Source organism: Ferrovum sp. (genome assembly GCF_027317285.1).
Classification (GTDB): Bacteria; Pseudomonadota; Gammaproteobacteria; order Burkholderiales; family Ferrovaceae; genus Ferrovum.
Genome location: NZ_DAHVHV010000019.1, coordinates 1 through 24114, shown reverse-complemented (window position 1 = coordinate 24114; position 24114 = coordinate 1). Strand labels below are relative to the sequence as shown.

22 protein-coding genes and 1 pseudogene are annotated in these 24114 nt (G+C 61.3%); 21 read left to right on the top strand and 2 right to left on the bottom strand.

The window, feature by feature from the left end:
• The first annotated feature begins 16 nt into the window (after positions 1–16).
• From gpmA to M6F29_RS05965, 4 genes are read left to right on the top strand one after another with little or no spacing between them, the layout of a single operon-like run.
• Positions 17–766, top strand: a complete 750-nt coding sequence (gene gpmA / locus M6F29_RS05980) for a 2,3-diphosphoglycerate-dependent phosphoglycerate mutase (protein ID WP_297457433.1) — start codon at positions 17–19, stop codon at positions 764–766.
• A 7-nt stretch (positions 767–773) separates the two neighbouring features.
• Positions 774–2018, top strand: a complete 1245-nt coding sequence (locus M6F29_RS05975; RefSeq protein WP_298157950.1) for a murein hydrolase activator EnvC family protein — start codon at positions 774–776, stop codon at positions 2016–2018.
• Between the two features lie 45 nt (positions 2019–2063).
• A complete protein-coding gene (locus M6F29_RS05970) occupies positions 2064–3503 on the top strand; it encodes a S41 family peptidase (RefSeq protein WP_298157949.1) in 1440 nt (479 codons plus the stop codon).
• Positions 3504–3523: 20 nt separating this feature from the next.
• Positions 3524–4285: a HesA/MoeB/ThiF family protein gene (locus tag M6F29_RS05965; RefSeq protein WP_298157948.1), complete on the top strand. Its 762-nt coding sequence runs from the start codon at positions 3524–3526 to the stop codon at positions 4283–4285.
• A 14-nt stretch (positions 4286–4299) separates the two neighbouring features.
• Here M6F29_RS05965 and tsaD read toward each other — a convergent pair whose 3' ends face one another.
• Positions 4300–5331, bottom strand: coding sequence for a tRNA (adenosine(37)-N6)-threonylcarbamoyltransferase complex transferase subunit TsaD (gene tsaD / locus M6F29_RS05960; RefSeq protein ID WP_298157947.1), 1032 nt, complete (start codon positions 5329–5331; stop codon positions 4300–4302).
• A 161-nt stretch (positions 5332–5492) separates the two neighbouring features.
• On the opposite strand from tsaD, the gene M6F29_RS05955 reads away from it, so the two are divergent.
• The 10 genes from M6F29_RS05955 (at position 5493) to M6F29_RS05910 (ending at position 14082) form a co-directional block, all read left to right on the top strand.
• On the top strand, positions 5493–6029 hold the full coding sequence (locus tag M6F29_RS05955) for a DUF3455 domain-containing protein (RefSeq protein WP_298157946.1): 537 nt from the start codon (positions 5493–5495) through the stop codon (positions 6027–6029).
• A gap of 10 nt (positions 6030–6039) precedes the next feature.
• Complete coding sequence (locus M6F29_RS05950) at positions 6040–6795, top strand: SDR family oxidoreductase (protein WP_298157945.1); 756 nt, start codon at positions 6040–6042, stop codon at positions 6793–6795.
• 81 nt (positions 6796–6876) lie between these two features.
• Positions 6877–7950 carry a 3-isopropylmalate dehydrogenase gene (gene leuB, locus M6F29_RS05945; RefSeq protein ID WP_298157944.1) on the top strand — a complete coding sequence of 358 codons (1074 nt, stop codon included), beginning with the start codon at positions 6877–6879 and terminating at the stop codon, positions 7948–7950.
• Between the two features lie 11 nt (positions 7951–7961).
• Positions 7962–9089 carry an aspartate-semialdehyde dehydrogenase gene (gene asd, locus M6F29_RS05940; protein WP_298157943.1) on the top strand — a complete coding sequence of 376 codons (1128 nt, stop codon included), beginning with the start codon at positions 7962–7964 and terminating at the stop codon, positions 9087–9089.
• Positions 9090–9092: 3 nt separating this feature from the next.
• On the top strand, positions 9093–9863 hold the full coding sequence (truA, locus tag M6F29_RS05935) for a tRNA pseudouridine(38-40) synthase TruA (RefSeq protein WP_298157942.1): 771 nt from the start codon (positions 9093–9095) through the stop codon (positions 9861–9863).
• Entirely contained in the window at positions 9860–10498 is a 639-nt protein-coding gene (locus M6F29_RS05930; protein WP_298157941.1) for a phosphoribosylanthranilate isomerase, read from the top strand. Before truA ends, M6F29_RS05930 begins: the two co-directional genes overlap by 4 nt.
• Before the next feature lie 5 nt (positions 10499–10503).
• Entirely contained in the window at positions 10504–11697 is a 1194-nt protein-coding gene (trpB, locus tag M6F29_RS05925; protein WP_363320369.1) for a tryptophan synthase subunit beta, read from the top strand.
• A gap of 12 nt (positions 11698–11709) precedes the next feature.
• Positions 11710–12513: a tryptophan synthase subunit alpha gene (gene trpA / locus M6F29_RS05920; protein ID WP_298157940.1), complete on the top strand. Its 804-nt coding sequence runs from the start codon at positions 11710–11712 to the stop codon at positions 12511–12513.
• Positions 12510–13385: an acetyl-CoA carboxylase, carboxyltransferase subunit beta gene (gene accD, locus M6F29_RS05915; RefSeq protein WP_297477712.1), complete on the top strand. Its 876-nt coding sequence runs from the start codon at positions 12510–12512 to the stop codon at positions 13383–13385. Before trpA ends, accD begins: the two co-directional genes overlap by 4 nt.
• Before the next feature lie 4 nt (positions 13386–13389).
• A complete protein-coding gene (locus M6F29_RS05910) occupies positions 13390–14082 on the top strand; it encodes an SPOR domain-containing protein (RefSeq protein WP_298157939.1) in 693 nt (230 codons plus the stop codon).
• Here M6F29_RS05910 and M6F29_RS05905 read toward each other — a convergent pair.
• Entirely contained in the window at positions 14076–14612 is a 537-nt protein-coding gene (locus tag M6F29_RS05905; RefSeq protein WP_298157938.1) for a CvpA family protein, read from the bottom strand. The genes M6F29_RS05910 and M6F29_RS05905 overlap by 7 nt on opposite strands.
• A 159-nt stretch (positions 14613–14771) precedes the next feature.
• On the opposite strand from M6F29_RS05905, the gene purF reads away from it, so the two are divergent.
• From purF to M6F29_RS05870, 7 genes and pseudogenes are all read left to right on the top strand, one after another.
• Positions 14772–16289 (top strand): amidophosphoribosyltransferase, encoded by a 1518-nt coding sequence (gene purF, locus M6F29_RS05900; protein WP_298157937.1) that lies wholly within the window; start codon positions 14772–14774, stop codon positions 16287–16289.
• 15 nt (positions 16290–16304) lie between these two features.
• Positions 16305–17516 (top strand): O-succinylhomoserine sulfhydrylase, encoded by a 1212-nt coding sequence (locus M6F29_RS05895; RefSeq protein ID WP_298157936.1) that lies wholly within the window; start codon positions 16305–16307, stop codon positions 17514–17516.
• Between the two features lie 44 nt (positions 17517–17560).
• The gene (locus M6F29_RS05890; RefSeq protein ID WP_298157935.1) at positions 17561–18946 is read left to right on the top strand and encodes a TolC family protein; all 1386 of its coding nucleotides are present in this window, start codon (positions 17561–17563) and stop codon (positions 18944–18946) included.
• Positions 18943–19971: an efflux RND transporter periplasmic adaptor subunit gene (locus M6F29_RS05885; RefSeq protein ID WP_298157934.1), complete on the top strand. Its 1029-nt coding sequence runs from the start codon at positions 18943–18945 to the stop codon at positions 19969–19971. The genes M6F29_RS05890 and M6F29_RS05885 overlap by 4 nt, the downstream gene beginning before the upstream one ends.
• Positions 19968–23024, top strand: a complete 3057-nt coding sequence (locus M6F29_RS05880) for an efflux RND transporter permease subunit (protein ID WP_298157933.1) — start codon at positions 19968–19970, stop codon at positions 23022–23024. Before M6F29_RS05885 ends, M6F29_RS05880 begins: the two co-directional genes overlap by 4 nt.
• Complete coding sequence (locus tag M6F29_RS05875; protein WP_297453696.1) at positions 23024–23683, top strand: response regulator; 660 nt, start codon at positions 23024–23026, stop codon at positions 23681–23683. The genes M6F29_RS05880 and M6F29_RS05875 overlap by 1 nt, the downstream gene beginning before the upstream one ends.
• Positions 23680–24114 (top strand): annotated as a pseudogene (locus M6F29_RS05870) (two-component sensor histidine kinase); the annotation flags it as partial. The gene M6F29_RS05875 and the pseudogene M6F29_RS05870, both read left to right, overlap by 4 nt.

Genomic DNA, 24114 nt, shown 5'->3' with positions numbered 1-24114 from the left:
AGTGTCAGGGTTGACTATGAAAAAGTTGGTGTTGTTGCGTCATGGACAAAGCGTCTGGAATCTGGAAAATCGTTTCACCGGCTGGACCGATGTGGAACTGTCCCCGGCCGGGTTGCTGGAGGCGGTGGAAGCCGGTCGGTTGATCAAGGATGCAGGGCTGCTGCCCGATATTGCCTATACCTCCGTGCTGCAACGAGCCATCAAGACCCTTTGGCTGGGGCTGGAAGTCTGCGAGCGGATGTGGATCCCCACGGTTCCGGACTGGCGGCTGAACGAACGCCACTATGGTGCCCTGCAGGGCCTGGACAAGGCCGAGACCGCAGCAAAATACGGTGAACAGCAGGTGCTGATCTGGCGGCGCAGTTACGATACCGCTCCCCCTTTGCTGGCGGAGTCGGATCCCCGTTCGGAGCGCCGTGATCCACGCTATGGGCACCCGGATGCCCTGAAAGCCATGGCGGGGGAAACGCTGGAGGATACGGTGGCGCGGGTAGTTCCCTTCTGGGAACAGGTCATGGCACCCATGGTTCAGTCCGGCCGTCAGGTGCTGGTGGTGGCCCATGGCAACTCCCTGCGCGCGCTGATCAAACACCTCGGGCGTCATACCCGCGAGGAAATCATGGAACTCAATATTCCCACGGGAATTCCCCTGATCTATGAACTGGATGACCAGGGTGCCGTGCTCGATCACTATTACCTCGGTGACCCTGCCAAAGTGGAGGCGTTGACCCTGGCCGTGGCCAATCAGGGTCGTCTGCAGTCCTGAGGGTGTGGTGAAACCGGTACTCCGTGCGTGTTTTCGGGCAGTACTGGCGAGCGAACTGATCTTGTCAGTTTTGTGGGCGGGGAAGGGGGAAGCCAGTCCCACCCGGGATCTGCATGACCTCAAAAAACGGATCCATCAGGTGGAAAAAGACGTTGCCACCACCGAGGGATCCCGTCAGAAGGTCCGGGAAGAGTTACAGCGCACCGAACAGACCATCAGTGCCACGACAGGTCAATTGCATCGGCTGGAACTTCAGCAGGCCCAGTTGCGGGCCGAACTGGGGGGGCTGCATCTTCGGGCCGAAGACACCCAGGCCGACGTATCGCGTCAGCAACGTAGCCTGGAACGCTGGATTCAATACCGGTACTACTGGCAGGCAGGTACCCCTCTGCCCGCCGCATTGGGGGTGACCCATCCCGACGAATGGACGCGACAGGCTTACTATGTGGATGTACTGGCACGTCATGAAGCCTCGAAGATCGATGAGTTGAATGGAAACCTCCAGGCTTTGGAGGAGATTACCCAAAATCGGGAACGAAAAATGCAGGCTCTGGTCCGGGTCGAGGCGGAAATGGCTCTCCAGCAAAAGCGACTGAAGGAAGAAAATGCAACTCGGGCGGCCTTGATGGCGTCACTTTCCAGCCGTCTCGACAGTCAGCGCAAGAATCTGGAATCGCTGCGCCATGATGAAGCTCGCCTGACCCAATTGATCGACCGTCTGGCGCGTGAGGCGCGTCGCCATGCGGCGACTGCCCCGCACCGGGCGGTCCCACACCGGCATGCCGCTCCGGTTGCGGGAGAAAGTACCGTCGCCACCATCGACCAGGTTCCGGAAGCGGGAAAGGATGAGAGTGCGTTTTCCCATTTGCGCGGTCACTTGCGTTTGCCCATGGCCGGGGAACTTAAAAACCACTTCGGCAGTCCACGAGCAGAGACCGGCCTGACCTGGCGGGGGGTGTTCATCCATGCGCCCGAAGGCAGGGAGGTGCGGGCGGTGGCAGCGGGGCAGGTGGTTTATGCGGATTGGTTGAGGGGCTTTGGCAACTTGTTGATCATTGACCATGGGGACGGTTACATGAGTCTCTACGGCGGTGCGCAGAGTTTCTTTGCCCGGGTGGGGGAAAAGGTTCAGACCGGGAGTGTGGTGGCCAGTGCGGGAAACACCGGTGAGAATGATGAATCAGGGCTATACTTCGAACTTCGTTATCAAGGGAAACCCATCGACCCCATGCGCTGGGTCGGGAATCCCTGATGGGGATTTCCCTTAAATTTTGCGTTTGAAAAAGGAAAATAGATTATGGTGGGGCCGTTGAAAAAACTGGGTTTGATCCTGTTGGGGGCCCTGCTCGGGTTTGCCCTGACCCTCAATTTTTCGGCGGTGGCCGACAAGTCGACCACGCCTGCCGGGACTCCCCTGCCGATTGAAGATCTGCGTGTTTTCAGTGAAATTTTCGGACGCATCAAGAGCGATTATGTCGAACCGGTGGACGATCATAAATTGATCAAGGAAGCCATCACCGGCATGGTGGCGGGACTGGATCCCCATTCGGCCTACCTCGATCAGGAAGCGTACAAGGAACTTCAGGATGGCACCCAGGGAGAGTTTGGCGGACTGGGGATCGAGGTCACCATGGAAGATGGCCTGGTCAAGGTGGTTACCCCCATCGATGATACGCCTGCATCCAAGGCGGGCATCAAATCCGGGGATTACATCATCAAACTGGATGATGCGGCGATCAAGGGCATGACCCTCAATGATGCGGTCAAACGCATGCGCGGCAAACCCGATACCCCCATCACCCTCACCATTCTGCGCAAGAACGAGCCCAAACCACTGGTGATCACCCTGAAACGGGCCATCATCAAGATGAAGAGCGTCAAGTTGAAGGAACTTGAGCCAGGCTATGGCGAGATTCGCATCAGTCAGTTTCAGGAACATACGGGCGAGGATCTGGCCAATGCCGTGGCCCAGTTCTACAAGGACAACAAGGATCAGCCCAAGGGTCTGATCCTGGACCTGCGCAACAATCCCGGGGGGTTGCTGAATGCGGCGGTGGGCGTGGCGGGCGTATTCCTGCCGCCTGAGTCTCTGGTGGTCTACACCGAAGGTCGGGTGGCCGATGCCAAGATGCATCTGACGGTGACCCCTGAAAACTACCTGCGCGATGCGAGCGAGAAAGACTACCTGACGGATTTGCCCAAGGGCATCAAGAAGTTGCCGCTGGTGGTGTTGGTCAATGGTGGGTCGGCCTCGGCTTCGGAAATTGTGGCCGGTGCCTTGCAGGACCACCATCGTGCGCTCATCCTGGGGGTGCGTACCTTCGGCAAGGGGTCGGTCCAGACGATTTTGCCCCTGTCCGGGAATACCGCCCTGAAATTGACCACGGCTCGTTATTTCACGCCAAATGGGCGATCCATCCAGGCCAAGGGGATTGAACCCGACAAGGTGATGCCCGATGACGCGGATGCAGTGGAAGCCACCCTGGGGATCCACGAGTCGGATCTGACGGGACATCTTTCCAATCCCACGGATGGGGCGGCGGACAAAGGGGAGGCGACCGTCAAACCTGCCGAGAACGGGGCGACGACTCCCCCCCCCGCTCAGCCCGCGGTGCCTGCGACAGAGAAAACGGGCAAACCCGCGCACAAGCCGGGGGCCAAGGGTGACGAGTTGCCGGATCCGCAACTGGATGCTGCACGGGCCTACCTCAAGCAGGAGGCGACCAAACCGCACTGAGCCCCGTGCGGGAGAGGGAAGTGGAAGATTCGGCACTGTTACGCTACAGTCGGCATTTGTTGCTGGAACCGTGGGGAGCAGAAACGCAGGAACGGTTGACTCGTGCGCATGTCCTGATCGTTGGCGTGGGCGGGCTCGGTTCGCCCGCTTCCCTTTATCTGGCCGCTGCGGGAGTCGGTACCCTGACTCTGTGTGACGGGGATGTGGTGGATCTGACCAACCTGCAGCGCCAGATCGCCCTTTCCAGCTCGGATGTGGGGGGTCTGAAAGTGAACGCCACGGCCGAGCGCCTGCGGCAACTCAACCCCACCATTGACGTTCATGCCGATCCCCGGCGGGTGGCTCCCGGGGCATGGGGGGAGCGTCTTGGTGGGGTGGATCTGGTCCTCGATTGTTGCGACGATTTTGCCACCCGTTTTGCCCTCAACCAGGCGTGCCACGAGCGCGGCATTCCTTTGGTTTCGGGGGCTGTCATTCGATTTTCGGCCCAGATCAGCGTGTTTGATTTTCGTCGGCAGGATACTCCCTGCTATGCGTGCCTCTATCCGCCGGAGAGCCGGACGGAAGAAGAGGAACGTTGCGCCCTGTTGGGCGTTTTTGCGCCCCTGGCCGGCACCACGGGTACCCTGCAGGCAGGAGAGGCGCTCAAGGTGTTGAGTGGGGTGGGCAATCCGCTGGTGGGGCGGGTCCTGCTTCTGGACGGGTTGAGCGGCGAATTTCGTACCGTGCGTTTGTTGCGCGATCCTCTCTGCCCGGTCTGCGGGGAGGGCGTGAGGGCCTGATCCGGCGACCCCGGTCAGAGATGGGCTGCGTAGGCGGCCAGATCCCAGCGCGGGTGAATGATGAAGCCTGGAGAGAGGGAATCCCGGAGGCGGGCCAGGAGCGCGGGATTCTGCAAGTGACAGCAGCCTGCGTAAGCAATCATGGCGCCATTGTCCGTACACAGATGGGCCGGAGGAAAGGTGACCCGGATGCCGGCAGGTTCCAGTTGTGCACACAGGGCTTGGCGCAGGGGCTGGTTGGCGCCCACCCCGCCCGCCACCACCAATTGGGTATATCCGGTCATGTGCAGGGCCAGACGGGTTTTCTGGGTCAGCACATCCACCACCGCTTCTTCGAAGGCGGCGGCGATGTCCGGGTAATCCGTCGGGGATTGACGGCGTACCCGCTGGGCAACGGCAGTTTTCAGGCCGCTGAAACTGAGTTGCAGGTCGCCGCTCTGGAGGAGGGGACGGGGCAAACGAAAGCGCGCCGGATCTCCCTGACGGGCCAATTGAGACAGTGCGGGTCCTCCCGGGTAGGGCAGGCCCAGCAATTGAGCCGTTTTGTCGAAGGCTTCCCCGACGGCATCGTCCACCGTTTCCCCCAGCAGGCGATAGCGCCCCAACCCTTCCACGGCCATGAACTGACTGTGTCCGCCTGAAACCAGAAGTGCGACGAAGGGAAAGGAGGGCGGCTCGGCGGCCAGAAAGGGGGAAAGCAGATGGCCTTCGAGATGGTGCACCGGGCAGGCAGGCAGATGTCGACTGCGCGCCAGCGCGCTGGCCACCGAGGCGCCCACCAACAGCGCACCGGCCAGGCCGGGCCCTGCCGTGTAGGCAATGGCATCCAGGTCTGCCAGGGTGGCCTGGGCTTGGTCCAGAGTGCGTTCGATGAGCGGGACCAGGAGACGAATATGATCCCGCGAGGCCAGTTCCGGGACTACCCCGCCATAGGCTGCATGGAGGGCGATCTGGGAGTGCAGCGATTCTGCCCTCAGTCCCCTTGCGCTGTCATACAGGGCCACCCCGGTTTCATCACAGGAGGTTTCGATCCCCAGAACTATCATGTCTCGATCCCATCAAACCCGTTTGGACGAGGGGGGATTCTACCAGTTATCCGCCGAGCGCAAACCCGTCGGAAAAAATCCCGGGGCCATCGAGTTCTGTCGTGACAGGAAGGCACCGGCATTTTATACTGTCCTTCCTTGAGTTCTGTCGGAGTGACATCATGCGGTGTGTACGGTTTCCGAAATCTTTCTCCCTGCTTGGACTGACTTTCCTGGCCCTGACTTCCTGTGCCACGAAACAGGACGCCAAGTTGCCGGCATCCCTGACTCCCCCCTCAGATCAGAAAATGATCCTGCAGGCCATGGGGGAGGGCGTACAGACGTATGCCTGTGAAAAAAACGGCGACAATGCCTATACCTGGGCGGCACAGGGACCGGTGGCCGATCTCTACGACGGGACAGGGAATGCCCTGGCCAGCCTGGTGAAGGGGCCGCGCTGGAGCATGAAGGATGGGACTGCCATCACCGGAGTGGCGGTCGTGGCCAGTGCGCCTGCGCCCAAGGAAGGCGAGGATATTCCCTGGGTCTTGTGGAAGGGTGGCGATGCAGTGGGCAGTGGCTCCCTGGCGCATGCGACGAGCATCCGGCAAATTCATACGCGGGGTGGCCTGGCCCCGGCGAAGGGATGTACGGCAGAAAAAGTAGGCAAGGTGACCAAGGTGACCTATACGGCCACTTACCAATTTTTTGCACCCTGAGGAGTGACGCATGATGAGTTCCCCTTCCCGAATCGTGATTGTGACTGGTGCCACCTCGGGCATCGGTGAGGCGACGGCCCGTACCCTCATTGCCCAGGGCTATGGGGTGCTGGGGAATGGGCGCAATGCCGGCAAGTTGCAGGAACTGGAACGTCAGTGGGGTCCGCATTTTCACGGAGTGGCCGGAGATATCACAGAGGAGGCCGTGCAGGCGCAGTTGTTCAGCGCTGCCCTGGCCTATTTCGGACAGCCCGCCAATGCCGTGGTGGTCAACGCCGGGCGCGGCCTGGGTGGGTCTGTGACCGAGGTCGATCTGTCCCGTTTCGAAGAGATCCTGAAACTGAATGTGACGGCCACCCTTTCGCTCATGCAAAAATCGGCTCAGCACCTGCGTCCGCAGGTGGATTACCCTCGTCGGGGCGGAGACATCGTGGTGATCGGCTCCGTGGTGGGCCGCCATATTTCTCCCTTCAGCGCCGTGTATGGATCGACCAAATTTGCCGTGCACGCACTGGTGGAGGGATTGCGTCGGGAAGTGGGGCCGCAGGGCATCCGGGTCAGTTTGGTGGAGCCCGGCCTGGTATTGAGCGGTTTTCAGGAGGGGGCGGGGTATTCGGCGGGCATGGTCGACACCTTCAAGGGTAACTTCGGCCCCCTCCTGGTTGGAGAAGATATTGCACAGGCCATTCACTATATCCTCAGTCGTCCGCCCCATGTTCATGTCAGCGACATCCTGATTCGTCCCACGCGCCAGGACTACCCCTGAGTTTTGAGCCCCGACTGGCGGGCTATGCGATAATGTCCGGTTTCGACAGTGGGGCCTTGCAGGGTCCGTTCAGGAGGAATCATGAAAATCGCCGTATTGCCTGGAGATGGCATTGGACCCGAGATCGTGGCCGAGGCCCTCAAGATACTGGAAGTTTTGCGCGCCGAAGGAGTTTCCCTGGAACTGGAGGTGGCCCCGGTGGGTGGGGCGGCGGTGGATCAGACGGGAGATCCCCTGCCTCCGTCCACTTTGACGCTTTGTGAACAGGCTGATGCCGTCCTGTTCGGCGCCATCGGCGGTCCGCGGTATGATGCCCTGCCCCGGGAACAGCGTCCCGAGCGGGGTCTGTTGCGTTTGCGCAAGGCCATGGACCTGTTTGCCAACCTGCGTCCCGCCCAGGTTTTTCCCGAACTGGTGGCGGCTTCCACGTTGCGTCCCGAGGTGGTCTCCGGCCTGGATATCCTGATCGTCCGGGAGTTGACGGGCGACATCTATTTTGGTGAACCGCGCGGGCTCCGGACCAATGCGGCGGGTGAACGGGAAGGCTTCAATACCATGGTCTACGCCGAATCGGAAATCCGGCGCGTGGCCCACTGGGGGTTTCAGGCGGCCATGCGTCGCCAGCGGCGGCTTTGTTCCGTGGACAAGATGAATGTGCTGGAGTGCACACAGTTGTGGCGTGACGTGGTGACGGAAATCGCCCCCGAGTATCCCGAGGTAACCTTGAGTCACATGCTGGTGGATAACGCGGCCATGCAACTGGTGCGCCATCCCCGTCAATTTGATGTCATCGTCACCGGCAACCTCTTCGGGGATATTCTTTCCGATGAGGCTTCCATGCTGACGGGGTCTATCGGCATGTTGCCTTCGGCCTCCCTGAATGCCCGTGGCCAGGGCCTGTATGAGCCCATTCATGGCAGTGCTCCGGATATTGCCGGGCAAGGCAAGGCCAATCCTCTGGCCCAGATCCTGTCGGTTGCCATGATGTTCCGTTACTCCCTGCATCGGTCCGATCTTGCCGACCGGATCGAACAGGCCGTGCGCTCCGTGCTGGCTCAGGGCATCCGGACGGCCGATATTGCCCAGGCCGGTGAAGGGATCGTGTCCACCAGTCAAATGGGCGATGCGGTGGTGAAGGCCTTGCAGGTCGGTTGAGGAGACGATTCATGAAAACCGTTGGGCTGGTGGGATGGCGGGGGATGGTGGGATCGGTGCTGATGCAGCGCATGAGCGAAGAGGGAGATTTCGCGCACTTCACGCCGCATTTCTTCAGTACCTCGCAAGTGGGCGGGGTGGGTCCGGCCCTCGGCGGTGCGGCAGCGCCGCTGCAGGATGCCCATGATCTCGATGCCCTGGCGGCTCTCGATATCATCGTTACCTGTCAGGGCGGGGAATATACCCAGCAGGTGCACGGGGCCTTGCGCGCGCGGGGCTGGACCGGGTACTGGATCGACGCCGCATCCACGCTGCGCATGAAGGCGCATGCCTTGATCATTCTCGATCCGGTCAACCGTTCGGTCATCGAAAAGGGGCTGGCGGCGGGGGTGCGGGACTTCGTGGGCGGCAACTGTACCGTCAGTCTCATGCTGATGGCCTTGGGTGGGCTCTTTCAGGCCGGATGGGTGGAGTGGGTCTCGGTCATGACTTATCAGGCGGCGTCGGGTGCCGGGGCTCAGAACATGCGCGAACTGCTTCAGCAGATGGGCGCGTTGCACGGTGCGGTGGCCACGGCCCTGGAGGATCCGGCCGGGGCCATTCTCGATATCGACCGGCAGGTCACTGAAACCTTGCGCTCCTCCGGGTTGCCCACTGGGAATTTTCGTGGCGTTCCCCTGGCCGGGAGTGTGATTCCCTGGATCGACGTGCCTGTGGAACACGGTCAAAGCAAAGAGGAATGGAAGGGTGGGGCGGAGTGTAACAAGATCCTGGGTCTGCCGCCCTTTCGGAGTCCGGGCAGTATTCCCGTGGATGGTTTATGTGTTCGGGTAGGGGCAATGCGTTGTCATTCCCAGGGACTGACCATCAAGTTGCATCGTTCCGTACCCTTGCCCGAGGTGGAGGCACGGATCGCCGAGGCCAATGAATGGGTCCGCGTCATTCCCAACGAACGTGAAGCCAGCGAACGATTTTTGACCCCGGCGGCGGTAAGTGGCACCTTGCAGATTCCCGTGGGACGTTTGCATACCCTGGCCATGGGGCCCGAGTATCTGGGGGCTTTCACGGTGGGCGATCAATTGCTGTGGGGCGCTGCCGAACCGCTGCGCCGCATGTTGCGTCTTCTTCTGGATCGTTGAGCGATGGGGCGAATTGCCTTGGGCGTGGAATATCAAGGCAGTGGCTTTCATGGCTGGCAGCGCCAGCATCGGGACCTGACGGTACAAGGCGTTCTGGAAGGCGCGCTGGCGGCGGTGGCGGGGGAACCCATTGGCGTGATTGCGGCAGGGCGTACTGACCGGGGGGTGCATGCCACCGGTCAGGTGGTTCACTTCGATACTTTCGTGGCGCGTCCCCTCCAGGCCTGGGTACGCGGCACCAATGCCCACTTGCCGCCTACGGTTGCAGTTTTGTGGGCCCGGTCGGTGGCCGAACCTTTCCATGCGCGTTTTTCGGCCCGTTCGCGCACGTATCGTTATCGTCTGCTCAGTCACCCGGTACGCCCGGCTTATGCCTGCGGTGTGCTGGGGTGGACGCATCGCCCCCTGGCCCTGGAAAAATTGCGCGCGGGATGTGGATGGATACTCGGCACCCATGATTTCAGCGCCTTTCGCGCCGCGGAGTGCCAGGCCAAAACGCCGGTCAAGACGCTGTTGCGGGCCGAAGTGGAGGCCGTGGGGGAAGAATTTCATTTTACTTTTCAGGCGGATGCTTTTCTCCAGCACATGGTGCGCAATCTGGTGGGCGCCCTGGTTCAGGTGGGCAGTGGCGCGATGCCCCCTGAATGGATGGCGGAACTGTTGCAGCAGGGTGATCGCACCCGGGCTGCGCCGACCTTTGCGCCGGAGGGCCTTTGTCTGAGCGCAGTGGAGTATGATGAAGCATGGAATTTGCCGGAGGGGCGCCAGGAATGAGAACCCGCGTCAAGGTGTGCGGCCTGACCACGGTGGAAGATGCGCTGGAAGTGGCGGCAGCCGGGGTGGATGCGGTGGGGTTGGTCTTTTATCCCCCCAGTGTCCGCGCACTCGGCCTGGAACAGGCGCAGGCCATCCGAGCGGCTTTGCCCCCCTTCGTCAGCGTGGTGGGACTGTTCGTCGATGCTTCCCGGGACACCATCGAACGGACTCTGGCGGCGGTTTCCCTGGATTGTCTCCAGTTCCACGGCGATGAGACCGCGCTCGACTGTGTGGGTTACGGGGTGCCCTATATCAAGGCGGCGCGCGTTCACGAGGGCTTTGATTTGGTACAATTCGCGGCACGCCATGAAAAGGCTCAGGGAATTCTGGTGGATGCTTTCGTTCCGGGACTTCCTGGCGGTACCGGGCAGACTTTCGACTGGGCGGTGTTGCCGCGTCGATTGCCCTGTCCTCTGGTGCTGTCCGGGGGTTTGACCGCCCATAACGTTGGGGAGGCGGTCAGGACGGTCCATCCCTGGGCGGTGGATGTGAGCAGTGGCGTGGAGCGGACACCGGGGCGGAAGGATCCTCTGCGCGTACAGCATTTTTTGGAAGCGGTGGCGAAGGCCGATGGTTTTGACAGGGAGAAGTGATGAACGTGTATGATTTGCCGGACCAGGAAGGGTATTTTGGTCCCTATGGGGGGACCTTCGTATCCGAAACTCTGATGGCCGCCATCGAGGAACTCAAGACGCAGTACGAGCGTTACCGCCAGGACCCGGAATTCTTGACCGAGTTGGCCCATGAGCTGCATCACTATGTGGGGCGCCCCAGCCCGATCTATCATGCCAAACGGTTATCCGAACATTTGGGGGGGGCACAGATCTACCTGAAACGTGAGGATCTCAACCATACCGGTGCCCATAAGGTCAATAACACCATCGGTCAGGCCATGCTGGCCCGGCGCATGGGCAAGCCGCGCGTCATTGCTGAAACCGGGGCCGGCCAGCATGGGGTGGCGACCGCCACCGTGGCCGCGCGTTATGGCATGGAATGTGTGGTCTACATGGGGGCAGAGGACGTGCGGCGCCAGGCCCAGAATGTCTACCGCATGAAGTTGCTGGGCGCCCGGGTGGTGCCGGTGGAAAGCGGCTCCAAAACCCTCAAGGACGCCTTGAACGAAGCCATGCGTGACTGGGTCACCCACATCGACGATACCTTCTACATCATTGGTACGGTGGCCGGTCCCCATCCTTACCCCACCATGGTGCGCGATTTCAACGCGGTGGTGGGGCGCGAGTGTCTGACTCAGATGCCCGACCTGGTGGGGCGCCAGCCCGATGTGATTTTGGCGTGTGTGGGCGGAGGGTCCAATGCCATGGGGATTTTTTATCCCTACATCCTGCAGGAGTCGGTCCGCCTGATCGGGGTGGAGGCCGGAGGGGACGGCCTGTCCAGCGGACGCCACGCGGCGTCCCTGTCCGCCGGAGTTCCCGGGGTATTGCATGGCAACCGCACCTACCTGCTGCAGGACGCGCACGGCCAGATCATCGAAACCCATTCCATTTCGGCGGGACTCGATTATCCGGGCGTGGGGCCGGAGCACGCCTGGCTCAAGGACAGTGGCCGGGCATCCTATGTAGCCATCACCGATGGAGAAGCCCTTCAGGCTTTCCATACCCTGTGCCGTCTGGAAGGGATTCTTCCGGCTCTGGAGTCCAGTCATGCCGTGGCCCAGGCCATGAAGATGGCCCCTGTGCTGGGGAAGGATCAGATCATTCTGGTCAACCTGTCCGGGCGTGGGGACAAGGATATGGCGACGGTGGCCGAACGCAGTGGCTTGCATCTTTAGGAGAGATTGATTTTGTCGCGAATTGCATCTACTTTTGCACACCTGTCCGGTTTGAACCGGAAGGCTCTGATCCCGTTTTTTACCGTGGGCGACCCGTTACTGGAGTTGGCTGTCCCGACCATGCGGGCGTTGGTATCCGGGGGAGCCGACATCCTGGAACTGGGGATTCCTTTCTCCGACCCCATGGCCGATGGTCCCACGATCCAGCGCGCCAGCGAGCGTGCCTTGCAGAACGGGGTGACCCTGACCGACGTGCTGGCCGTGGTGTCCGAGTTCCGTCTGACGGACGACCAGACCCCGGTGGTACTGATGGGGTACGCCAATCCGATCGAACGTCTGGGGCTTGATGCCTTTGCGGCGCAGGCTCGGGATGCCGGGGTGGATGGGGTGCTGGTGGTGGACTATCCTCCCCTTGAGGCGCGCCATCTGAAGGCTGCGCTGTCCCTGGTCGGGATCGATACCATCTTCCTGCTGTCGCCCACCACGACGGAGCAGCGCATGCGTGAAATCGCTCAACTTGCCACGGGATACCTGTACTATGTCTCCTTGCGGGGCGTGACCGGCGCGGGACATCTGGAGGTGGAGGCAGTGGCTGCCCAGGTAGCCCGTATTCGTTCCTGCGCCAGGGTTCCGGTGGGGGTGGGTTTTGGCATTCGCGATGGAGCCACGGCCCGACGTTTGTCGGAAGTTGCCGACGCGGTGGTGGTCGGGTCTCGCCTGGTCGAAGAAATCGAGGCCAGTACCCCGACGGAGGTGCCTCACCGCGCAGAGACGCTGATGCGCCAATTTCGTCTTGCCATGGACGGTGCCCAATGAGTTGGTTCAAGAAACTATTGCCCCCGCGCATCAAGCGCGACAAGAAAAACGTCAAGGGATCGGTGCCTGAAGGGCTGTGGGTCAAGTGCCCTTCCTGTGAGGTGGTGCTCTATCGCACGGATCTCGAGGCCAATTTGCACGTCTGTCCCAAGTGTGCGCATCATTTGCGTATTACGGCGCGCATTCGTCTGGACGGTTTTCTGGATCCGGAGGGACGGGTGGAGCTGGGTGCGGAAATCGTGCCCATCGATCCGCTCAAGTTCAAGGACAGTCGACGCTACACCGAACGGCTGAGCGAGGCTCAAACCAGTACGGGCGAAACGGATGCCCTGGTGGTCATGCAGGGTTTTCTCGAGGGAATGCCCATCGTGGCGGCGGCCTTCGAATTTGAATTCATGGGGGGGTCCATGGGGTCCGTGGTGGGGGAGCGATTCGTGCGCGCGGTCCAGGCAGCCCTCGATTCCCAATGTCCCTTCGTGTGTTTTCTGGCCAGTGGGGGGGCGCGCATGCAGGAAGGATTGCTTTCCCTGATGCAGATGGCCAAGACTTGTGCTGCATTGACTCGTTTGGCCGAAGCCCGTTTGCCCTACATCTCGGTGTTGACTGACCCCACCATGGGCGGGGTATCCGCCAGTTTTGCCATGATCGGGGATGTGGTGATTGCCGAACCCAATGCCCTGATCGGTTTTGCCGGACCCCGGGTGATCGAGCAGACGGTCCGTGAGGTATTGCCCGACGGGTTTCAGCGTTCCGAGTTCCTGCTGGCCAAGGGCGCCATCGACATGATCATGGATCGACGCCAGCAGCGCGCGCGCATCGCCAATCTGTTGAGCATCCTGACCATCGATCCCGAGGAAGTGTCCGCCCTTTGACCGCATGGAAAACAACCCCGACCTTCAATTGATGCGTCAGCGTCATCGCCAGCGCCTGATCGGGGTGGGCGTGCTGGCTTCGTTGACAGCCGTGGGCGTTCCCCTGTTGCTCGACCAGGCGCGTGCGCCCAAGGAGGGAACCGTCAGTCCGACACCCTCTCCGGCGCCCGTCGTTCCCGTGGTGCCGCAACTCTACAGTGCGGCGCCGGCGACGGGATCCTCTTCGGGAGGCCCCAAGGGAACCTCCCCCGCTGCACAGAGCCGCGTGGTGATCAAGGAGGAACTGGTGGACCTGTCGGCTGAAAAGGAAGCCATGCCTTCGTCGACGGCGGTTCCCGTGCAGAAACCCCACCCCCAGGTGTCTGGAAACGAACCGGCGGTCGTCAAGGCCAAAACGGGGGCGGTCAGTCCTGCCCTGGCGAAGGGGGAGGCCGCCGACAAAAGGACGGCTGCGACCACAGGAACGGAGATCTGGATCCAGGTGGGGGTGTTCGCCCATCAGGAACGGGTGACTCAACTGGAAAAAAAATTGCTCAAATTGGGATTTCCCCCTCGCGTCGACGCCCTCGAGTCGACAGGGACGCCCCGTTGGCGGGTGCGCATTGGCCCTTTCCCCAGCGAACCCGCACTGGGTTCTGCCCTGCAACGGCTGAACCAGTTGGGGGTGCAGGGCATACGGGTGTCATCGCCTCAATAGTGGAAGAGGCGGGACAGGGCGGGGGGTAACCAGCCCAGAACCCGGTGCACGCCCGGCATGGCATAGGGCAGGAGGCGCGCCTCTTTCCAGCTGGCCTGGTGCGGCAAGGGAGTGAGCCCGGCCAGCAGGAGCAGCGCCAGAACGATCAATCCTCCGCGCAGCAAGCCGAACAATGCGCCCAGCAGCCCATCCAGGGAACCCAGTCCGATCTTTTTGACGATGCGTTGGAGCAGGGTACTGACCAACCGTACCAGAATCAGGACCCCTACAAAAATCAACAGGAAAGCCAGTACCCAGCGCAGGACTTCCTGGGCTATCCAGGGATGCAGGGCATGGACCAACTTTTCGCTCCAGGCGTGCGCCACCCAGAAGGCCAGCAGCCAGCTGACCAGACTGAAAAATTCCCGCACCATGCCGCGGATCCAGCCGAACAGGGTGGAAAGCAGCAGTATCCCTGCCAGCAGCAGGTCTATCCAGGTATAGGTGGCAAAGTAGGTCCAGAGAGAACTGTGCAGGATATCGTCGATCAAGGAGCGGACTCCCGACAAAAGGAAGGCTGTCCATTCTAACATTGCCCCCCGTTCCGGTGACGGGACTGCGGGTAAAATTCGAGCCGTGGGGTTTCCCCGCCGTCCAACCGATAAATCCGCTAAAATGATGCCTTGTCATACTCTGTGAGGACAGGGCTCATGTGCGGAATCGTCGGTATCGTGGCGAACTCACCCGTCAACCAGTTGTTGTACGACGCCCTCCAACTCCTGCAGCACCGCGGCCAGGATGCCGCAGGCATCACGACGGCGCAAGGCAACACTTTTCACATGCATAAAGGGCTGGGACTGGTGCGGGATGTTTTTCGCACCCGTGACATGCGCTCCCTGCTGGGCAACATGGGCATCGCCCATTGCCGTTATCCGACCGCAGGCTCTGCCGTTTCGTCCGCAGAAGCCCAACCGTTCTACGTCAATTCTCCCTTTGGCATCGTGCTGGGACATAACGGCAATCTGACCAATACTGCTGCCCTGCGCGCTGAGTTGTTCGAAGAGGATCGGCGCCATGTGAATACTCGTTCGGACTCGGAAGTCCTGCTCAATGTGCTGGCCCATGAACTGGACGAAGTGGCTCAGGGACATCGCCTGAGTACGCCGGAAATCTTTGCGGCGGTGACCCGGGTGTACCAACGCTGTCGTGGGGCCTATGCCGTGGTGGCCCTGATTGCAGGCCACGGTCTGCTGGCTTTTCGCGACCCCTTCGGCATTCGTCCGTTGGTGGTCGGCTCTCATGAAACGCCCCAGGGGACAGAGTACATGGTCGCATCGGAGAGCGTGGCGCTCGATGCGTTGGGCTTTACCCTGATGCGCGATGTCGAACCCGGCGAAGCGCTTTTCATTGATCAGAACGGACGCTTGCACACGCTCCTCTGTGCCCCGCAGGCACGCAAGGTACCCTGTATCTTCGAATTCGTCTACCTGGCCCGACCTGATTCGGTCATGGACGGGATTTCCGTGTACGAAACCCGCCTGCGGATGGGGGAACGGCTGGGGCAACGGATTCGTCAATTGGCACCGGACCTGGTGGTGGATGTGGTCATTCCCATTCCCGACACGAGTCGGCCCAGTGCCCTGCAACTGGCCACCACGCTGGGCGTGCCCTATCGCGAGGGGTTCATCAAGAATCGCTACATCGGACGCACCTTCATCATGCCCGGCCAGGCGGAGCGAAAACGTTCCGTTCGTCAGAAACTGAATGCCATTGCCCAGGAATTTCGTGGCAAGTCGGTGCTGCTGGTGGACGATTCCATCGTACGGGGTACCACCAGCCGGGAAATCGTTCAGATGGCGCGGGACTGTGGCGCGAAACAGGTAATCTTTGCCTCGGCGGCCCCCCCCGTGCGTTTCCCCAACGTGTATGGTATCGACATGCCGACCCGGCGTGAATTACTGGCCACCGGGCGGGATGATGAAGCCATTGCCCGGGAAATCGGGGCGGACCGGGTGTTCTATCAGGATCTGGACGATCTGGTGCTGGCCATGGACGGGATTCGCTACGGGATTCGTGAATTCGATACTTCCTGTTTCAATGGCTGGTATGTCACGGGGGATGTGGACGAGGCCTACCTGCAGGTGCTGGAAAATCAGCGCGCGGACGAGAAGGGAGATCGGGCCCAGCAACTGGATCTGGATTTCAACTTGCGCGCAACGGCTGCGTAAGGGAGGGGGTGGGGAATGACGACAGAGAATATTTCGCCTTGGCCGGATGACGAATGGGCTCTGGAAACCCGTGCCGTCCGCTCGGGTATTCACCGCAGTGCCTTCAACGAACACTCCGAAGCCCTCTATCTGACCTCCAGTTACGTCTTTGACGACGCACAGCAGGCGGCAGACCGTTTTACCAATCGTGAACCGGGCATGATCTACTCCCGTTTTACCAACCCCACGGTGAGCGCTTTTCAGGAACGGTTGGCAGCGCTTGAAGGAGCCGAGGCCTGCGTGGCAACCTCCAGCGGCATGTCGGCCATCCTCACGGTGTTCATGGGGTTGCTCAAAGCAGGGGACCACGTGGTGGCTGCGCGCAGTCTGTTTGGGTCCACGGTGCAAATGCTGACCGGCATTCTGGCGCGTTTCGGGGTCACCAGCACCTTTGTGCCCCTGAGCGACCTGCATGCCTGGGACCGGGCCGTGCGTCCCGAAACCCGTTTGTTTTTTGCGGAGACTCCCGCCAATCCCACCATGGAACTGGTGGACCTGGCCGGTTTGGCGACCGTAGCCCATGACTATGGAATCCATCTGGTGGTGGACAACTGTTTTTGCACCCCCATCCTGCAACGTCCCCTGGAACTGGGCGCGGATCTGGTGGTCCATTCGGCCACCAAATATCTGGATGGACAGGGACGTGTGCTGGGTGGAGCGGTTCTGGGTTCCCAGGCCCTGGTCATGGACAGTCCGGTTTATCAATTCGTGCGCACCGCAGGCCCGTGTTTGAGTCCCTTCAATGCCTGGGTCTGCCTCAAGGGCATGGAAACCCTGGCCCTGCGCATGGAGGCCCAATGTGCCCGCGCCCAGGTGCTGGCCGAATGGCTGGAGACTCTGCCTGGAGTGACGCGCGTGCTGTACCCTGGGCTCCCTTCCCATCCCCAGCATGACCTGGCCATGCGTCAGCAGGGCGGCAAAGGGGGGGCCGTGGTGACTTTCGAAGTGGCGGGTGGGCAGGAGGCGGCCTGGCGCATCATCGATGCCGTACGCCTGATCTCCGTCACGGGCAATCTGGGGGACACCAAAAGTACGCTGACGCATCCGGGTACCACCACCCATGGTCGATTGAGCGAGGAAGTGCGCCAGGCGGCAGGCATCACGCCCGGCATGCTGCGCCTGTCCGTGGGGCTGGAAGCGGTGAGCGACTTGCAACGCGATTTGGCACGAGGGCTAATTCAAGCCTAATTCTTCTGCGCTATCCTGAAGGTCAGTGGCCCTGGTGCCACCGGATGGATGGTCTTCGACGGGAGAAAGGCGTGGGAATAGGGGGCAAAAGTGGGTGGGTACTGGGGTTGACCCTGCTGGCGGGGTGCACCTTTTATCAGCCCGAACCTTTGGTGAGCACGCCAACCTGGCCCAGGGAATTGCCCCGTCTCCAGGTGGATCCCAAAAGTCTGCCCTTTCCTGAACTGGCTGCCCATCCCTTCGATCCCCGCGATGGTCTGGACATGACGGAAGTGGCTACCCTGGCGGTGGTCAACAATCCCGACCTCAAGTTGGTGCGTGACGATCTGGGCATTGCGCGGGCTCAGGCCTTCGATGCCGGATTGTTGCCCGATCCCCAGTTCTTTTACTCGCCGCAGATTCCCGAAACCAGTACCCCAGGAGAAAATGTCATCGCTTTCGATGTGGGGCTCAACTACGACCTGAGTGCCCTGGTGCTGCATCATGCCCGTCAGGCCGCTGCTGAAGCGGATGCGCACAAGGCGGATCTGGCCTTGCTCTGGCAGGAGTGGCAGGTGGTGGGGCAGGCCCGGCTGTTGTTCGTGCGCATTCGTGCCGAAGAAGATTTGCGGGCCACCCTCCAGGAAAGTCGACAGGTTGCGGCACAACTTCAGCGCCGTGAAGAAGGTGCCCTGGCCCAGGGGAATCTGACCGTGACGGTACTGAGCGCGGATGCGACGACGCTGCAGGGGATCGAACGCCAGATCAGTGACACGGAATTGGTGCTGTCCCAGAACCGGATGGCCCTGAACGCCTTGCTCGGCCTAGCCCCGGAAACGGTGCTGAATCTGGTGGGCGAGGCCAACGTACCGATTCCCGATGCGGCGGAAGTGCGTGCCCAACTGCCGACCCTTCCCCAACGCCGACCCGATTTGCGTGCCCTGGCGGCGGGGTACGAGGCCCAGGACCAGCGTTTGTGGCAGGCCATCCTGGGCCAGTTTCCGGCCATCAATTTCGGCCTGCTCAAGGCACGGGACAATAACGGTACCAATTATCATGGGTATGCCGTGAGCACCAATCTTCCCCTCTTCAATCGCAACCGCGGGGTGATTGCCATCGAGAAGGCCACCCGTCAGCGCCTGCACGATGAATATCAACTGCGCATCAATACGGCACAACAGGAAATTGCCCAGTTGTTGTCCGATCTGACCCAACTGGAACACACGCTGCGTTCTCTTGACGAGAACCTGGCCTTGCAAACCCGGGTCGCCAGACAGTCGACACTGGCGCTGCAAGCGGGGACGCTGGATCTGTCGGCCAATGCACTGGTGCAGGAAGCGCACCTGACCAAATTGACAGAGAAAATCGCGCTCGAACAGGCCATACGGGAAGAGCGCGTGGCGCTCGAGACACTGGTGGGCGGCGAGTTTTCCGGCAAGGAGATGAAATGAATCGATTTGTGACCAGACTGTGGGTGCTGGCGATGGTCCTGGGCAGCGTGGCCGCCTGGGGGGAGGAGGAGAGCGTGGTGCAGGTTCGCACCCGGCCTCTGCAACGTCAGGCCATGAGTTTTACGGTGGCGGGCTATGGCACGGTGACTTCGACCCCGGGGAACACCCAAAGCATTGCCTTGCCCCGCGCCGGGATGGTGGACCGGGTGCGGGTGGCACCCGGCCAGCGGGTGGTTCGGGGGGAACCCCTCTTCGAGTTCGTGACGGACCCGGTCAGCGTGGTGGGTCATACCCAGGCGCAGACCACGTGGGACTTTGCGCGCAACGAATATGCCCGTCTGCAGCGGCAGTACGAACAACAACTGGTCACGGTCAGCCAGTTGGAGGCCGCCCGCAAGGCACTGCACGATGCCGAAAGCGCCTTGCAGGCCCAGAATCGGTTGGGGGCGGGCAGTGAACGGGTGACCGTCTCGGCCCCCTTCGACGGGGTGATTCTGACTCAAGGCGTGGCACAGGGCGAACGGATTCCGGCGGGGACCACCGTCTTGCAATTGGCGCGACGGGCGCAGCCCCAGGTTCAATTGACGCTTCCCGTGGAAGAGGCCGGGCAGGTACGCGAGGGTACACCGGTCACCATGACGCCTCTCTTCGGACAGGCACAATCCTGGCACGGAACCGTGGTAGCCCTTCATGGCATGATCAATGCCCAGACGCAGGGGCTGGACGTGTGGGTCCGCCTCGATCCCGGCATCGACCCGGTTCTGGGCACGAAGGTGCGTGCGACCCTTGAGGTACAGACCCGGACCCTGTGGGTCGTGCCGCGTTCGGCCGTATTGCGCGATGAGGCAGGGGAGGCGTACCTTTTTCAGGTACAGGGAGACCATGCCCAGCGTGTGACCGTGACTGCCTTTGAAAACGGAGCGATGACGGGCGTGGAAGGGGCGGTGAACCCGGCTCTGCCGGTGGTGGTGGAGGGTAACTACGAATTGAGCGACGGCATGGCCGTGCGTGGGCCCGGGCGATGAACTGGGGCCATTGGGTACGTGCGCACCGGCGCTCCCTGCTGTTTTTTTTGCTGGCACTGGTGCTTGCCGGGAGTGTGACGGCCTTTCGGTTGCCGGTCACCCTCTTTCCCCAGGTGGATTTTCCCCGTGTGGAAGTGACCCTCGATGCGGGCGACCGGCCGGCTGAGCAGATGGCCATGCAGGTGACCATTCCGGTGGAGGAGATGGTGCGCCGGGTGCCCGGGGTACTGTCGGTTCGTTCCACCACCAGTCGGGGTACGGCCGAAGTTTCGGTGAACTTTCCCTGGGGACGCGACATGACCGTGGCGACCATGCAGGTCGATGCGGCCATTGCGCAAATTCTGCCCACCCTGCCTGCCGGGACGACCATGCTGACCCGTCACATGGACCCGACGGTCTTTCCCTTCATGGCCTACAGCCTGACGTCGGATCGGGTATCCCTCACGGCGCTGCGTGATCTGGCGCAGTACCAGTTGCGCCCGCTCCTGTCGGGCGTGGAAGGGGTGGCACGGGTTCAGACCGTGGGAGGAACCCAGGAGGAATACCGGGTGACCCTCGATCCTGGCCGGTTGCAGGCCTGCGGCCTGACCGTGGCAGACGTGGCGCGGATCCTGGGGGCGGCCAACGTGATTTCGGCCATCGGTCGCCTGGAAGACCATTACAAGTTATATCTGGGGATTTCCGATACGCGTCTGCAAACCCTGGCAGACATCCGTCAGACCGTGCTGCTGAACAGTCCCGGCGGTGGGGTGGTACGAGTCGGGGATGTGGGCGAGGTATCGATCAGCACCACCCCCCAATGGATTCGGGTCAATGCCGAGGGGCGCGAGGCAGTCTTGCTGAATGTCTATCAGCAGCCTTCGGGCAACAGTGTCCAGATTTCCCATGCCATCGAGCAGCGTATCCGGGCGTTTCATCTGCCTCCCGGAGTCAAACTCGCGCGCTGGTACGACCAGAGTCAACTGGTGTTGCAGGCGGCGGCCAGCGTGCGCGATGCCATTCTCATCGGCGTAGCCCTGGCAGCGGGGATCCTCCTTCTGTTTCTGCGCAATCTCAAGGTGACGATCATTGCCGTGCTGGTGGTTCCCTCCGTTCTGGCAACTTCCATGATCCTGCTCAGAGTGCTGGACATGAGTTTCAATATCATGACTCTGGGCGGAATGGCAGCAGCGGTGGGGCTCATCATCGACGATGCCATCGTCATGCTGGAACATATCATTCGTCGCCTGCGTTCCAGCCACCAGTTGACCCATGAGCGGGTGATGAGTGCGGCACGGGAGTTTACGGCTCCTCTGGCGGGTTCCTCGGCTGCAACCATGGTGATCTTCATCCCCCTGGCCTTTCTCGATGGCGTGACCGGGGCTTTTTTCAAGGCCTTGTCCCTGACCATGGTGATCTGCCTGTTTCTGTCCTTTCTGGTGACCTGGGCGGCTGTTCCCCTGCTGGCAGATATTTTTCTCGGCCAACGGGACGCCTTTCAGGAAGAAGGGGGGCGTCTGACCCGCTGGTGGCACGATCACTATGAGGCCCTGATGCGCGGGCTGTTTCGACATCCGTCGAGGGTCCTGCTGTTCATTCTGCCACTGCTGGGGGCCGGGGCGCTGGCCTGGGAACGGCTGGGTTCGGGGTTCATGCCCGCCATGGATGAAGGGGGCTTCGTACTCGATTACCGTTCTCCGCCGGGAACTTCGCTGAGTGAAACCGACCGCCTGTTGCGCCAGGTGGAAGCCATCATCAAGGCGGATCCCAATGTCGATACCTATTCCCGTCGCACCGGCACGCAATTGAGCGGCGGGGTCACTGAGGCCAACGAAGGCGATTTTTTCGTTCGTCTCAAGGCCCGACCTCGCCAACCCATTGAAGAGGTCATGGACCGGATCCGTCACGAGGTCGAGACGCAGGTGCCCGGCCTGGAAATCGAGTTGGCCCAGTTGATGGAGGACATGATCGGGGATCTGACCTCGGTGCCCGAACCCATCGAGATCAAATTGTATTCCGATGATCCGGTGAAACTGCAGGGAGTTGCCCTGAAAACAGCCGCGGCAATCCGCAAGATTCCCGGGGTGGTCGATGTCAAGAATGGCATCAATCCGGCGGGGGACGCCCTGGAGATTCATGTGGACCGGGATCGGGCTGCGCTGGAAGGGGTGGATCCGGCCGCGGTGACGGGACTGCTGGCGGCCCAACTTTCTGGAGTGGTGGCGACTCAGGTGCAAAACAGTTATAAAATGATCGACGTGCGGGTGTGGCTCCCGGAGTCCGTTCGAGCCAATGTGTATCAGGTGGAACGAATGATGCTGCGCGCACCGGATGGTCATCTCTTTCCCCTGCGGAGGATCGCCACCCTGCGTAGCGTCAACGGACAGCCCGAAATCAACCGTGATAACCTGAAGAGGATGATCGCAGTGACGGCGCGCATCAGTGGGCGTGACATGGGCTCGACCCTGCACGCCGTTCAGAAGGCCATGACTTCCGTTGCCTTGCCAGCGGGGGGCTACTATGAACTGGGCGGGCTGTACCAGCAGCAGCAGGCGGCGTTCAAGGGGCTGGTGCAGGTCTTTCTGGCGGCTGTGGCCCTGGTGTTTCTGCTTTTGCTGGCGCTTTACGAGCGTTTTCGTATTGCCCTGGTGGTCATGCTGATGCCCCTCCTGTCTTTGGCGTCCATCATGGTCGGATTGTGGTTGACCGGCATCGAGATCAATATTTCAGCCATGATGGGGATGACCATGATCGTGGGCATCGTCACTGAAGTGGCTATCTTCTACTTTTCCGAATGGCGCAGTCTTGATCCCGGTCTGGACCGCCAGACGGCCCTGATCCTGGCCGGGAAGAACCGCCTGCGTCCCATCGCCATGACCACCCTGGCGGCCATCCTGATTCTGCTGCCCCTGGCGCTGGCCTGGGGAGAGGGGGCTCAGATGCAGCAACCCCTGGCCGTTGCGATCATTTCCGGAATGATGGTGCAGTTACCCCTGGTGCTGGTGGTGATGCCGCTCCTGTTTTATGTTCTGACGTCGCACCGGTTTGAGGTGAAACGGAGGTCGTCTCCCTGATGCGTATCCTGTTGGTGGAGGATGACGACATGATTGCCGAAGCGGTGACTTTGGCTTTGCGCGACCATGCCTATGCCGTGGATCGGATTGCCAACGGGTTGGCGGTGTCCGGGACATTGCAGGACAGCGACTATCAGGCCGTCCTGCTGGATCTGGGACTGCCTGGTCGGGATGGACTGGAGGTTTTGCGACGCCTGCGCCTGGCGGGGCAGCGTCTGCCCGTCATCATCATCACGGCCCGGGATGCCGTGGAAGATCGGATTGCCGGCCTGGATTACGGTGCCGATGATTACCTGATCAAGCCCTTCGATCTGAATGAATTGCTGGCCCGTTTGCGTGCCGTCATTCGCCGTCAGGGAGGGCAGGCATCACCGCTCCTGACCAATGGTGATGTGACGCTCGATCCGGCCACGCGCGAAGCCGGGCGGGGGAGCGTCCGGGTAGTGCTGAGTGCGCGGGAATTTGCCCTGCTGCAAGCCCTGCTCCTGAATCCCGGGCATATTTTGACCCGCCATGAACTGGAAGAACGGATTTACGGCTGGAACGAAGAGGTCGAAAGCAATGCCGTGGACTTTTTGATCCATGGGGTGCGGCGCAAACTGGGTGCGGAGGTCATTCGCAATGTGCGGGGGACGGGCTGGCGCGTGGAACGCCGATGAAACGGTCATTGCAGGGACAGTTGTTGCGCGCGCTGGGGATGACGATCCTGGTGACGGGGATATTGGCCGGGATGGTTTCCTTCCGTTTCTCCTATGACGAAGGGGAAGATTTCCAGGATGATACCCTGCGTCAGATCGCCGCTCTGGTGGACACGGAGTTTCTGCGTCAGAACAGCGGACTGGGGCTTCCCATCGACCGGGACATCGATCCCGAGACCCGCATTCTGGTCAGTGTGCTGCCATCCAGGCAGGTTCCCTGGATTTCCTCCGGATTGCCAGCGGGGTTTCATACCGTACAGGGGCCGGAAGGAGCATGGCGGGTCTTCATTCGTCCGGGGGCCCGGGGCAAGATTGCGGTGGCCCAGGTCATCGATGCCCGCGACGACCTGGCGCTGCACAGCGCCCTCTGGACCCTGGTGCCTCTGCTTCTG